This is a genomic window from Actinocorallia aurantiaca, assembly GCF_039533685.1.
Classification (GTDB): Bacteria; Actinomycetota; Actinomycetes; order Streptosporangiales; family Streptosporangiaceae; genus Actinocorallia; species Actinocorallia aurantiaca.
The window spans coordinates 70,882-83,675 of record NZ_BAAATZ010000013.1 but is presented as its reverse complement, the minus strand read 5'-3'; the positions used below and the strand labels follow the sequence as shown (position 1 = coordinate 83,675).

Here is a 12,794-nt window from a genome sequence, read left to right as displayed (position 1 = left end):
CAAAAGAACATTTGCTGGATATGGGCCGTTTTGACGGCTTGAGCCGCTCCCACCGCCGGCCTGCCGGGTAGGGGCCATCAGAAGCGATGACCTACCTGAGGGATGACGGTATGCGAGCGGCTTTCATACACGGGGCGGGGGACGTGCGGATCGAGACGGTTCCCGACCCGGTCCTGAAAGAGCCCACCGACGCGCTGGTGCGGGTGGTGCGGAGCTGCATCTGCGGATCGGACCTGCACCCGTACCACACCATGCCGGCCTCCTCCGAGGGCGTTTCGATAGGCCATGAGTTCGTCGGCGTCGTGGAGGAGACCGGTTCCGAGGTCTCCACCGTGCGGAGCGGCGATCTGGTGATCGCGCCGTTCGCGTGGTCGGACGGCACCTGCGAGTTCTGCAGGGAGGGTCTGCAGACCTCCTGCCTGCACGGCGGTTTCTGGAACGAGGACGGGGTCGGAGGGTGCCAGGCCGAGGCCGTGCGCGTCCCCCTGGCCGACGGGACCCTCGTCAAGGCGCCCGTGAAGGAGGACTCCGAACTGCTGCCGGGGCTGCTGACCCTCTCGGACGTGTACGGCACCGGCTACCACGCCGCCAAGCGCGCGAACGTCGGCCCGGGCGACACCGTCGTCGTGATAGGCGACGGGGCGGTCGGCCTGCTGGCGGTGCTGTCGGCCCGGCTGCTCGGGGCGGAGCGGATCGTGCTGATGGGCCGGCACAAGGCCCGCACCGACCTGGGCCGGGAGTTCGGCGCCACCGACGTGGTCGCCGAACGCGGGGACGAGGGGATCGAGGAGGTCCGCCGGCTGACCGGCGGCCACGGTGCGGCCAGGGTGCTGGAGGCGGTCGGCCACATGCCCGCCTACGAGCAGGCCGTCGGCGTGGTCAGGCCCGGCGGGGTGATCTCCCGGGTCGGGGTGCCGCAGTACGCCGAGGCCCCGGTCGGGTTCTCCAGTCTGTTCGGCCCGAACATCACCCTGACCGGCGGGCCCGCGCCCGTCCGCGCCTACATCGAGGAACTGATGCCGGGCGTGCTGGAGGGCGCCGTGCAGCCGGGCAGGGTCTTCGACCGCACCGTCGACCTGGAGCAGGTCCCCGACGGCTACCGGGCCATGGACCGGCGCGAGGCGCTCAAGGTCCTCATCCGGCCCTGAGGCGGGCGGTCAACCGGGGACGCGGCCGAAGACCCGGCTGCCCGGGGCGGCGGGGTCGTTCCCTGCCCAGAACTCGTACCAATGGGCGGCGAACTCCTCCCGGGAGATCGTGCCGTCGCCGTCCAGGTCCAGCAGGGCGAAGGTCTCGCCGGTGTCGGCGGGGCCCCCGCTCCACGCCTCGATCATCCGCCGGTACTCGGCGGGAGAGACGAGGCCGTCCCGGTTCTCGTCCACGGCCTCGAACATCGCGTCGGCGGTCGCGGTGACCGCCTCGGGCATGGTCCCGAGCAGGTCGACGACGGTCAGGACGTCCTCGATCGCGACCGCGCCGGTCGTCCGGGAGTGCGCGGCCAGCGCGTCCCACCAGCCGCGCATGACCGCCAGGAGCCGCTCCCCGTCGCCCGCGACCCGGACCGCCGCCCACCGGCGGGCGAGGGCCTCGAAATCCCCCTCCCGGAGGGTGCCGTCCCCGTCGCCGTCCAGGGCGTCGAAGACCAACCGGACCTTGTCTCGTTGAAAAGAACTCGCCATGCCCCGGTCGTCCCCGCATTCCCGGGAGGGCACACTGGCCTCACAGCGCCCTTGGCATCACGCCAAGGTGACGTATCGGTTACCTGGAGTCACGATCAGTGGCGGCCCGGGCCCGGCCCGCCCCGATCACCGCTCCGGCGAACCGGAAGCCGGTACCCGGTGGCGCGGGCGGTCAGGAAAAGCGCGAGGGCCAGGCACAACACGAGGTCGATCACCGCCACCCACCACTCGGTTCCCAGGCCTCTCCACTCCGCTTCCGTCACCGGCGGCACCCGTCCTCCGGGGTGGTACCGCAGGACGGCGCCGGGCTCCTCCAACGCCTGGTAGGGAACGGTCATGCGGCGGCCTGCGCAGATGACCTCCGATTCCTTCAGCGGCATGGTCCCGTCGCCGAAACCGACCTCGATGTCGGTGCTCCGCACCGTCTCGCACCAGCCGGTCCGCCCTCCCGACGCCAGGACCTGGTGGGTCACCGCGGACGGCAGGGTCGCCAGCAGCACGGCCAGCAGGACGACTCCGGCCAGCGCCCCCGCACAGCCCGCCTCCGTGAGGGCGACGAACATCGCGATCATCCCCACCCCGACCAGCACCGCGACGAAGACCACGGCCTTCGACACCGTGTCGGGCAGGAACACCTGGGCCGCGGCGATGCCCCCGACCCAGACCACGAGCGCCGGAAAGCACCCTATTGACGTGTAATCCCGTTCCGTTCTCCTGCGAGCGGCCCTGGCCCTGGCCCGGTCCCTGGCCCATTCTCTGTCCTTATCCACGTTCGTGGTCCCGTTCCTTCCTGCGAGAGGAACTCCGGCGTCGGAGGTCAGCGGTCGGTGTCGACGCGGCGGGTCACGATGGAGGCGATGAGCCGGCCGGTCGCCGGGATCTCGAGGGGGAGCAGGGAGCTTCGCGGGTGGACGCGGCGCCGCCGCCCGCGTTCGATCGCGTCCACGATCGCCCGCGCCGCAGACCCGGTCGAGACCGGCGGCGGGGTGCGCATCGGGCCTTTCCGCCAGGGCAGGAGGTCGACGTCGCGCGCCGCGGTGTCGGTCCCGCCGGGGACGATCTCCAGCACCCTCACACCGGTGCCGTGCAGTTCGTGGCGGAGCGTGCGGGTCAGATGGGCCAGCGCGGCCTTGGACGCCCCGTAGTAGCCGAGCATCGGGAGCGGAACCGACTGCAGGCTGGAGGTCACGTTCGCCACCAGGCCGCCCTCGGCTCGAAGAGAGGGCAGCAGGTGCCGGGTCAGGGCGAGCGGCGTCCACAGATTGGTCTCGAACAGCGCCCGCGCCTCGGCGTCGTCGCCCACGGCGCCCTGCGCGCCGACCAGCCCGACCCCGGCGTTGTTGATCAGAACGCCCACCGTCCCCAGCGCGGCGAGCGCCCGCTGCGCGAGCTCGGCGGCGGCGCCCGGACGGGAGAGGTCGGCTTCGAGCACCACCGGCCGGATCCTCCCGGCCTCGGCGATCCGGTCGGCGGCCTCTTCGAGGTTCGTCCGGCGCCGGGCGGCGATCGCCAGCCTGGCGCCCCGCTCGGCCAGCGCCGCCGCCGTCGCTTCGCCGATTCCGCTGGAAGCCCCGGTGAGCAGGACCGGCACCCCGTCCAGGGAGCGGCGGGAGCCCCTCATCGTCCTTCACCGGGCCGGGCCGACGGTCCTCCGCGCGGCGGTGGGGAGGACTCCTTCCGCAGCAGCTCCATCAGCACGAGGGCGAGCTGGAGGTTCGGGACCTCATTGGCGAGGACGGGCGGCAGCGTCCTGTGTCCTCTGGAGATGGAGACGAGGCCGTTGGAGACATCGACGCCGGTCACCTCCGCCCAGGGAAGGGATTTGTTCTTGACCGACACCGACTCGGCGGTCACCGTGAACCTGTTGAAGTCCAAGGTCTCGCCCCGGCCTATGCGGCCGAGCACCTCGGGCAGCCGCATTCTGGTCACGCCCTTCTGGATCTCGGGGCCCCACACGCCTTCGTGGACGAACGGCGCGCCGCGCACGACCGACGGAACCCGCCGCCCGTCGACCGTGACCCGCAGGAGCGCGGACGTCCCCCGGCCGATCGCGATGGCCTCCAGATCGGGGCCGACCAGGGTGTAGGCGGCGTCGCGCACCGTGGAATCGAGCGTGCTGAGACACTGGAAGACCGTCGTGGACTCCCACCGGAAATCCATCTCCAGCCCCTCGGGACTGGTGACGATCAATCCTTCTTCGAAGAAGTAGAGCCGCCAGTCGTTCCAGCGGGTGAACACCCGTCGCTGCCGCGGCTGGTACTGCGCGCGGAGCCAGCCCAGGCGCTTGCCTGCGGCCAGTTCCATGACGCGTTCGGGGACCGGGTCGTCATTCGTCGCGAGGTCTCGCTGAGCCACCGGCTCCTCCTTGACGGCGACACGAACGCGCCGGCGTCGTATGCCCTGCCCGAAATCAGATATACTTTAATGTCTTTCTAGAGCACGAACGGGGTTCTCAGCAAGATCTGGCACTCAGGGAAAACGACCCGCCACGACGCCGGCGGGCCGCGCCCATCGGATTCCGCGGCCGGCGATGCGGGTCACGGGTTCCCCCTCAGCTCCCGGGCCCATTGAGCCTGCCGGGCAGAAGGGGCCAGCAGGGCGCAGTCGCCGCATTTGCCCGCGCCGGGAACGCGGTAGTACAGGCAGCAGGTGGTGCGGGTGAAGAACGGTCGGCCGGGTGCGGGTTCGGTGAAGTGGCCGGTGGACTTCAGGTGGCCGAGCCCGAGCAGCGCGTCGCCGAGGGCCAGTGCGTCGGCCGCGTGCCCGGGGCGGTCGCGGGCCAGTTCGCGGATGCCACCGGCCAGCGCGGAGGCGGCGTTGCCCCACAGCAGCCGGGGCGCGATCTCGACCTGGCCGAGGACGAGGCCGGCGAGGGGCTCCAGGAGTGCCGACACCGTCCGGTAGAGAGGTTCGGCGGCCTGGACGAGGTCGGTGACCGGCCGTGCCGAGGGCGCGGGCAGGCGCAGCGGCAGCGGCCCGCCAGGGGCGTCCTTCCATTCCAGGGTGTCGGCCGTCCAGTCCAGGAGCACCCGGTGGACCACCGCGGCGCCCAGCACGGGCGACCAGAGGCGGGTGGCGATGCCCAGGTGCAGGATGGAGGCGGCGACCCTGGTTTCGGCGGTGCCGAGCCGCTCGGCGGTGACGGCGACACGATGGGCGAAGGCCGCCTCGTCGGTCAGCAGCCGTCGCAGCGGCCGCCACGGCCCGGGAGGTGCGTCGTCGGTGTAGAGGTGGAAGTAGCCGCCGATCCGCGAGACGTCGGCGATCGCCTGGCCGGGAGAGCTCATGGATCACGTCTCGCTTCGTGCGGCGAGGTCGTACGACGCCGCGTACGAGGCATGTCCACCACCGTCCCCGCTCGCCTTCACCGGCCATCATGCCATGCCGGGCGCGTTCGCCGTCGCGGCGACCGCGGCGGACACGCCTACAACATCTAGCTTGTTCATTCGCCGGTGCCACTAGATGTAGAGTCTCCCGCAGCGCTGGTCCGCTTCGGCCCGTCAGGGTCGAAGCGGCGCAAGAGGGAACCCGGTGGAAATCCGGGACTGCCCCGCAGCGGTGATGGGGAACGAAAGCCGTCAACGAAGCACTGGGCCCGCGGGCCCGGGAAGCGACGGCCGGTAGGAGTGTGCGTCGCGCCCCTGAGTCCGAAGACCTGCCGGCGCTTTCGAGATGTCCATGAGCCTCGTGGGAAGGCCGGTGGGCGGGCGCGGAGCCGTCATGGTCCCGTGTGCTGCTTTCCGCGTGTTCCCGGAAGGCCGAGCACGAGGGAGAGTCGTTGACCGTCACCGCACCCGCCGTATCCGACCGTGAGCTCCTCATCCGGGAGACCGCGGCGAAGGTCAGCGTCGACCCCGCGCAGTCGCGGGTCGCCGCCGGGCTGCTCGCGGAGCTGATCCGAGACGAGGCCGCGGGCGAGGGCGTCGTCTCGTTCTCCGGTTCGATCGCCCTCGCGCACTCCGAGGGTCTGCTGAACGACGCCACCGCCGCGTTCGTCGCCGCGCACGCGGCCGAGCTGGACGCGCTCGTCGACGAGGCCGCCGACGGCCGGTTCGAGTACTTCGGCCTGCGCACGGTCTATGACCGCTACCTGCTGCGCCACCCGCGCACCCGCAAGGTGATCGAGCGTCCGCAGTACTTCATGCTGCGCGTCGCGTGCGGGCTCGCCGAGACGTCCGCCGAGGCGGCGGAGCTGTACGGGCTGATGTCGCGGCTGGAGTACCTGCCATCGTCACCGACGCTGTTCAACTCCGGCGGCCGTCGCGCGCAGTTGTCGTCCTGCTTCCTGCTGGACTCGCCGAAGGACGAGCTGGAGTCCATCTACGAGCGGTACGGACAGGTCGCGCGGCTGTCGAAGTACGCCGGCGGCATCGGGATCTCCTGGTCGCGGATCCGTTCGCGCGGTTCGCTGATCCGCGGGACGAACGGCCACTCCAACGGGATCGTGCCGTGGCTGCGCACCCTGGACTCCTCGGTGGCGGCCGTCAACCAGGGCGGCCGGCGCAAGGGCGCGGCGTGCGTGTACCTGGAGCCGTGGCACGCCGACGTCGAGGAGTTCCTGGAACTGCGCGACAACACCGGCGAGGAGCAGCGCCGGACCCACAATCTGAACCTGGCGAACTGGATCCCCGACGAGTTCATGCGCCGGGTCGAGGCCGACGCGGCGTGGTCGCTGTTCGACCCCAAGGAGGTCCCCGAGCTGGTCGACCTGTGGGGTGATGAGTTCGACGAGGCGTACCGGGCCGCCGAGTCCGCCGGGAAGTACACGAAGCAGATCCCGGCACGTCAGCTCTACGGCCGGATGATGCGCACCCTCGCCCAGACGGGCAACGGCTGGATGACGTTCAAGGACATCTCCAACCGCACCTGCAACCAGACGGCCGAGCCCGGCAACGTCGTCCACCTGTCGAACCTGTGCACCGAGATCCTCCAGGTGACCAGTCAGGCGGAGACGGCCGTGTGCAACCTCGGCTCGATCAACCTGGCCCGCCATGTCACCGCCGACGGGTTCGACTTCGCCCGCCTGCGCGAGACGGTGCGGACGGCCGTGCGCTTCCTGGACCGGACGATCGACCGCGGTTTCTACCCGACGTCCGAGGCGGAGGCCGCCAACAAGAAGTGGCGTCCGATCGGCCTGGGCGTGATGGGCCTGGCGGACGTGTTCTTCACCCTGCGGCTGCCGTTCGACTCCCCCGAGGCGCTGCGGCTGTCCACCGACATCGCCGAGGAGATCGCCCTCACCGCCTACGGGGCCTCCGCCGACCTGGCCGAGGAGTTCGGCGTCCACCCGTCCTATGCGCGGACGCGCGCCGCCCGCGGCGTCCTGCACCCCGACCACTTCACCGTCGGCGACGGCAGGAAGCCCGAGTGGGACGCGCTGCGTGCCCGGGTCGCACGCACCGGCCTGCGCAACTCGCTGCTCACCGCGATCGCCCCGACCGCGACGATCGCGTCCATCGCGGGCTGCTACGAGTGCACCGAGCCGCAGGTCTCCAACGTGTTCAAGCGCGAGACCCTCTCCGGCGAGTTCCTCCAGATCAACAAATACCTGGTCGACGACCTGCGCGAGCGGGGCCTGTGGATTCCCGAGGTCCGCGACGCCGTCAAGCGCGCCGACGGCTCCGTCCAGGACGTCCCGGTCCTCGGCGACGACCTCAAACTGCTCTACCGCACCGCGTGGGAGCTCCCGCAGAAGGCGCTCATCGACCTGGCCGCCGCCCGCACCCCGTTCATCGACCAGTCCCAGTCGCTGAACCTCTTCATGGCCGCCCCGACCATCGGCAAGCTGTCCTCGATGTACGCCTACGCCTGGAAGGCCGGTCTGAAGACCACCTACTACCTGCGCTCGCGGCCCGCGACGCGCATCGCCCAGACCACCGTCCCCTCCCTGGGCGGGAGCCTGCCGGTCGCCGACGACGACGCGGTCGCCTGCTCCCTGGAGAACCCCGAGATCTGCGAGGCGTGCCAGTGACCGCTTCCGTCGAGAACCCCGTCAAGAACGGCACTCTGCTCGATCCCGGCATGGACCTGACCCTGCGGCCCATGCGCTACCCCGACTTCTACGAGCGGTACAAGGCGGCGATCCGCAACACCTGGACGGTCGAGGAGGTCGACCTCGCCTCCGACCTGTCCGACCTGGCCAGGCTGACGCCCGAGGAACTGCACCTGGTCAAGCGCCTCATCGCGTTCTTCGCCACCGGCGACTCGATCGTCGCCAACAACCTCGTGCTCAACCTGTACAAGCACATCAACAGCCCGGAGGCCCGCCTCTACCTCTCCCGGCAGCTCTTCGAGGAGGCCGTCCACGTCCAGTTCTACCTGACGCTGCTGGACACCTACCTCCAGGACGACGGGGAGCGCAGGGAGGCGTTCGCCGCGATCGAGCACATCCCGAGCATCCGGGCCAAGGGCGACTTCTGCTTCAAGTGGATCGGCTCGATCTCCTCCCTCGATGAGCTCTCCACCCGGGAGGACCGGCGGGGCTTCCTGCTCAACCTCATCTGCTTCGCCGCCTGCATCGAGGGGCTGTTCTTCTACGGCGCGTTCGCCTACGTCTACTGGCTCCGCTCCCGCGGCCTGCTCAACGGCCTGGCCTCCGGCACGAACTGGGTGTTCCGGGACGAGTCCATGCACATGGAGTTCGCCTTCGCGGTCGTGGACACCGTCCGCGCCGAGGAACCCGATCTGTTCGACGACGAGCTGGTCGCCCAGGTCACCGAGATGCTCGAGGAGGCCGTCGCGGCCGAACTCGCCTTCGCCCGCGACCTGTGCGGCGACGGCCTGCCCGGCATGTCCGCCGCCGACATGCGCTCCTACCTGGAGTACGTGGCCGACCAGCGCCTGGCCCGCCTCGGCTTCCCCCGCCGCTACGGCACCGCCAACCCGTTCGCCTTCATGGAGCTCCAGGACGTCCAGGAGCTGGCGAACTTCTTCGAACGCCGCGTCTCGGCCTATCAGGTGGCCGTCGAGGGCTCCGTGACCTTCGACGAGGATTTCTGACCCTCCCGGCCCCCGCCCCGGTGGCATGAGCGGCTCGTGTCACCGGGGCTCTTCCACCGGAAGACGACGCGGAAGACGTGAAGGTCCAGGATGCCGGGAAAGGAAAAGGTGGTGCGGACGGCTGTACATGCCCCTCTTGCAGGTAGGAGGGGTGAAGACCGCATACTTGCCGGGTGACGCCCGACTGGAGCCTGCGGACGGTGCGCGCCGCCGGTTTCGGAGCGGTGTGCACGCTCGTGTCCGCGGCCGCGCACTGGTTCGGCGGCGGGTCCCTGGTGGGGCCCGGTGGGCTGGCGGCGGCGATCGCGCTGACGTCCGTGGGCGCGTTCCTACTCGGCGGGCGTGAGCGGAGCATGCGGGTGGTCCTCCCCGCGGTGCTGGCCGCCCAGTACGGGCTGCACGTGCTCTTCGGGCAGGTCGCGCCCGAAGCCCCGGCGATCGTGGACCGGGACCTGCCGACCATGGCGCAGACGGAGCACTCCGGCCTGCCGATGCTGATCGGCCACCTGATCGTCGCGCTGTTGACGGCCGCCTGGCTGCGGTGCGGCGAGGAGCTCTTCTGCTCCCTGGTACGGCGGACGGCAGCGCGGATCCTGCGGCTCCTGCGGTGCGTCCTCGTGCCGTCCCGGGAGGTGCCCGGGCCGGTCGTCACGGCGGCGGTGCGGGTGCTGGTCCCCATGTCGGTCGTCACGGTCGTCGGGCGGCGCGGACCGCCTGCGGCGAACTCTCTCTGACCTTCTTTTCCGTCAAGCCTTCGGCGCATCGCCGAAGGTCCATGGCCGCGTGCCATGAGAGTTCGTCGTGGAGTGTTCGACATGTCCGTGCAATCCCCTCCCGGACGGCCCCCTGCGGCCGAACGGTCCGACAAGCCCGGCAGGTCCGCCAGGAGCGGGCTGCGGGCGCTGGTGCTGCGCCTGCACTTCTACGCGGGCGTGCTGGTCGCGCCCTTCCTGCTGGTCGCCGCGATCAGCGGGCTGCTGTACGCCTGCTCCTGGCAGGCCGAGAAGATCATCTATGCCGAGCAGCTGCGGGTTCCCGCCTCCGGCGAGCGCCTGCCGCTGGCCCGGCAGGTCGAGGCCGCCCGGGCCGTCCGGCCCGACGGGACCGTCCTGGCGGTGCGGCCCTCGGTGGAGAAAGGCGCGACGACCCGGGTGCTGATGAGCGCCGACGGGCTGGACGAATCCGAGAAGCTCGCCGTCTACGTCGACCCCTACCGGGGAGACGTCAAAGGCGAACTGACCGTCTACGGCGGCTCCGAGGCGCTGCCCGTACGGGCGTGGCTGTCGCGGTTCCACGCCCATCTGCACCTGGGCGACGCGGGCCGCAACTACAGCGAGTTCGCCGCCAGCTGGCTGTGGGTCGTGGCCGGAGGCGGGCTCGTCCTGTGGGTCTCGCGCGGGCGCAGACGACGCCGTGACCTGCTGGTGCCCGACTTCAAGAAGCCGGGGCGGCGCGGGACCCTGTCCCTGCACGGCACGGTCGGCATCTGGTCCGTGGCCGGCCTGATGTTCCTGTCCGCGACGGGCCTGACGTGGTCGGTCAACGCCGGAGCCCGCATCGACGAGATCCAGAAGGCGCTGAACAGCTCCGCCCCCACACTGCCCGGCACCTCCGTGGGCCACCATGACGGCGCCTCGCACGACCACGACCACCACGCCGCCACCGACGCCGTCACCGGCATGGGCGTCGACCGGATCCTGGCCGCGACCCGCCTGGACGGCCCGGTCGAGATCGTCTACCCGGCCGAGCCCGGCAAGGCGTTCGTGGTCAAGCAGATCGACTCCACCGTGCCGCTGCGCCAGGACTCCGCCGCGGTGGACCCGACCACCGGTCAGGTCACGGGCACCCTGCGTTTCGCCGACTACCCCCTGTTCGCCAAGCTCACCTCCATCGGCGTCTCCGCGCACATGGGCCAGCTGTTCGGTCTCGCCAACCAGCTCCTCCTCGCCGCCCTCGCCCTCGGTCTCGTCCTCCTCATCATGTGGGGATACCTGATGTGGTGGCGGCGCGGCAGGCACGGCTTCGGCCGTCCCGTCCCGCGCGGCGCCTGGCGAGCCGTCCCGCTCTGGGCCCTGGCCCCGCTGGTCGGGGGCGCCGTCCTCGCCGGCGGGCTGGTTCCGATGTTCGGCTACCCGCTGGCCGCGTTCATCGTCCTGGACGCCGCGGTCGGACGCGTCCGCTCCTTCCGCCGGAGGGCCGCCCCGGTTCATCACCACTACGGAGAGGAGGGATCATAGGTAGGTCGCCGCGGACGGACGGCCGGCGGGCTCTGGGCAGGCGGGCCCGCCGAACACCTGGACCACCGGTCAGGAAACGTTCCCGAGGCGGAATAGGAGCGGTCCACCCCACCGCTGATCAGAAGGCGCCGGCCCCCGGTGCCGATGCTCGTTCAGCCCGCACGTCCGGGCACACAAGATGGGATCAACGAAGTTGAGTTCTTCAGCCCCCCCGGAGGCCGGTAGCGCCCCCGTCAGCAAATCGGACGGCGGCGGACCGGACGGCGGCGGCCTCGATCGCGGCGTGCTCGCCGTCGCCATGGTCGTGGTCCTCGGTGCGATCATGTCGATCCTCGACGTCACCGTGGTCCACATCGCCGTCCCCGCCCTGTCCCAGGAGTTCGGCGCGCCGCTGTCGCAGATCCAGTGGGTCGCGACCGGTTACACGCTGGCGCTGGCCACCGTGATCCCGGTGACCGGTTGGGCGGCCAGCCGGTTCGGCACCAAGCGGCTCTACATGATCTCGCTCGGGCTGTTCGTGCTCGGCTCGGCGCTGGCCGGCATGGCCTGGTCCGCCGAGTCGCTGATCGCCTTCCGGGTGCTGCAGGGCCTGGGCGGCGGCATGATCATGCCCGCGGGCATGACGATCCTGACCCAGAAGGCCGGCCCGCAGCGGGTCGGCCAGGTGATGAGCGTCGTCGGCATCCCGATGCTGCTCGGCCCGATCAGCGGCCCGATCCTCGGCGGCTGGCTGGTCGACGACGTCTCGTGGCGCTGGATCTTCTACATCAACGTGCCGGTCGGCATCATCTCGCTGTTCCTCGCCTGGAGGATCCTGGACCGTGACACGCCGCAGCCCGGCGAGAAGCTCGACCTGCTCGGCCTGCTGCTGCTCTCGCCCGGCCTCGCCGCGCTGATCTACGGTCTGGCGACCGGCGCGGAGAAGGGCGCGTTCGACTCCGCCGAGGTGATCGGGTTCACCGCGGTCGGCGCGGTCCTGGTGGCCGGGTTCGTGGTGCGGGCGCTGAGCGCCGAGGTGCCGCTGATCGACCTGCGGCTGTTCAAGCGCCGCTCGGTCGCCGCGGCGTCCGGGACGATGGTGCTGTTCGGCCTGGCGTTCTTCGGCGCGATGTTCCTGATGCCGATGTACTACCAGCTGGTGCGGGGCGAGAGCGCCTTCCACACCGGCCTGCTGCTGATCCCGCAGGGCCTCGGCGCGATGGTGACGATGCCGATCGGCGGGAAGCTCACCGACAAGATCGGTCCGGGCCGGGTGGTCCTGGCCGGGCTGGTGCTCATCGTCGGGGGCATGATCGGCTTCACCACCCAGATGGACGTCGACACCTCGAAGGCGGTGCTGGGCGTCGCGCTGTTCGTCATGGGTCTGGGCATGGGCCTGACGATGATGCCGACCATGTCGGCCGCGATGCAGTCCCTCAGCCACGACGAGGTGCCGCGGGCCAGCACCGCTCTGAACATCATCCAGCAGGTCGCCGGGTCGATCGGCACCGCGGCCATCTCGGTGATCCTCACCACCGAGCTCGCCGACCGGCTGCCCGGCTCGGGCGGCGGCCTCGGCTCGACGGAGGAGGTGCCGCCGGAGGTGATGGCGCAGCTGGCCCCGAAGATGGCCGAGGCGTTCAGCACCACCTTCTGGTGGGCGCTGGCCCTGCTCGCGCTGGCCTTCATCCCGGCGCTGCTGCTGCCGCGGCACCGCCCGGAGACGAAGGTCGACGTCATGCCGCTGCACTGAGCACAAGGAAGAAGGGGCTCGTCGCGTTCGCGGCGGGCCCCTTCTTCCTTGTGCGCGTTCCTTAGTACGCGCAGCGGCGTGCGCAATGGCGCTCGGACGGGTTGCCGGTCCTCCGCTCCAGGCGTGGTTCCGCTGGGCGGGAGGGAG

At 70.8% G+C, this 12,794-nt stretch carries 11 protein-coding genes and 1 riboswitch; of the genes, 6 read left to right on the top strand and 5 right to left on the bottom strand.

The window, feature by feature from the left end:
• Nucleotides 1-110: 110 nt before the first annotated feature.
• A complete protein-coding gene (locus tag ABD327_RS18375) occupies nucleotides 111-1,148 on the top strand; it encodes a zinc-dependent alcohol dehydrogenase family protein (protein WP_344451682.1) in 1,038 nt (345 codons plus the stop codon).
• Between the two features lie 9 nt (nucleotides 1,149-1,157).
• Here the strand turns inward: ABD327_RS18375 and ABD327_RS18370 are convergent, their stop codons facing one another.
• The 5 genes from ABD327_RS18370 to ABD327_RS18350 all read right to left on the bottom strand — a co-directional run bounded on the left by ABD327_RS18370 (nucleotide 1,158) and on the right by ABD327_RS18350 (nucleotide 4,966).
• Nucleotides 1,158-1,679 carry an EF-hand domain-containing protein gene (locus tag ABD327_RS18370; protein ID WP_344451681.1) on the bottom strand — a complete coding sequence of 174 codons (522 nt, stop codon included), beginning with the start codon at nucleotides 1,677-1,679 and terminating at the stop codon, nucleotides 1,158-1,160.
• A gap of 95 nt (nucleotides 1,680-1,774) precedes the next feature.
• Nucleotides 1,775-2,347 carry a hypothetical protein gene (locus ABD327_RS18365; RefSeq protein WP_344451679.1) on the bottom strand — a complete coding sequence of 191 codons (573 nt, stop codon included), beginning with the start codon at nucleotides 2,345-2,347 and terminating at the stop codon, nucleotides 1,775-1,777.
• A gap of 149 nt (nucleotides 2,348-2,496) precedes the next feature.
• Nucleotides 2,497-3,300, bottom strand: coding sequence for an SDR family NAD(P)-dependent oxidoreductase (locus ABD327_RS18360; RefSeq protein WP_344451677.1), 804 nt, complete (start codon nucleotides 3,298-3,300; stop codon nucleotides 2,497-2,499).
• The gene (locus ABD327_RS18355) at nucleotides 3,297-4,034 is read right to left on the bottom strand and encodes a DUF6585 family protein (RefSeq protein WP_344451676.1); all 738 of its coding nucleotides are present in this window, start codon (nucleotides 4,032-4,034) and stop codon (nucleotides 3,297-3,299) included. The genes ABD327_RS18360 and ABD327_RS18355 overlap by 4 nt, the downstream gene beginning before the upstream one ends.
• A gap of 182 nt (nucleotides 4,035-4,216) precedes the next feature.
• Complete coding sequence (locus ABD327_RS18350) at nucleotides 4,217-4,966, bottom strand: (2Fe-2S)-binding protein (RefSeq protein ID WP_344451675.1); 750 nt, start codon at nucleotides 4,964-4,966, stop codon at nucleotides 4,217-4,219.
• Nucleotides 4,967-5,145: 179 nt separating this feature from the next.
• A riboswitch (cobalamin riboswitch) is annotated at nucleotides 5,146-5,356 on the top strand.
• A gap of 101 nt (nucleotides 5,357-5,457) precedes the next feature.
• On the opposite strand from ABD327_RS18350, the gene ABD327_RS18345 reads away from it, so the two are divergent.
• The 5 genes from ABD327_RS18345 (at nucleotide 5,458) to ABD327_RS18325 (ending at nucleotide 12,647) form a co-directional block, all read left to right on the top strand.
• On the top strand, nucleotides 5,458-7,650 hold the full coding sequence (locus tag ABD327_RS18345; RefSeq protein WP_344451674.1) for a ribonucleoside-diphosphate reductase subunit alpha: 2,193 nt from the start codon (nucleotides 5,458-5,460) through the stop codon (nucleotides 7,648-7,650).
• A complete protein-coding gene (locus tag ABD327_RS18340; RefSeq protein WP_344451673.1) occupies nucleotides 7,647-8,678 on the top strand; it encodes a ribonucleotide-diphosphate reductase subunit beta in 1,032 nt (343 codons plus the stop codon). Before ABD327_RS18345 ends, ABD327_RS18340 begins: the two co-directional genes overlap by 4 nt.
• 173 nt (nucleotides 8,679-8,851) lie before the next feature.
• Nucleotides 8,852-9,412 (top strand): hypothetical protein, encoded by a 561-nt coding sequence (locus ABD327_RS18335; protein ID WP_344451672.1) that lies wholly within the window; start codon nucleotides 8,852-8,854, stop codon nucleotides 9,410-9,412.
• 81 nt (nucleotides 9,413-9,493) lie between these two features.
• Entirely contained in the window at nucleotides 9,494-10,915 is a 1,422-nt protein-coding gene (locus ABD327_RS18330) for a PepSY-associated TM helix domain-containing protein (RefSeq protein WP_344451671.1), read from the top strand.
• 193 nt (nucleotides 10,916-11,108) lie between these two features.
• Complete coding sequence (locus ABD327_RS18325; RefSeq protein ID WP_344451670.1) at nucleotides 11,109-12,647, top strand: DHA2 family efflux MFS transporter permease subunit; 1,539 nt, start codon at nucleotides 11,109-11,111, stop codon at nucleotides 12,645-12,647.
• Nucleotides 12,648-12,794 lie beyond the last annotated feature (147 nt).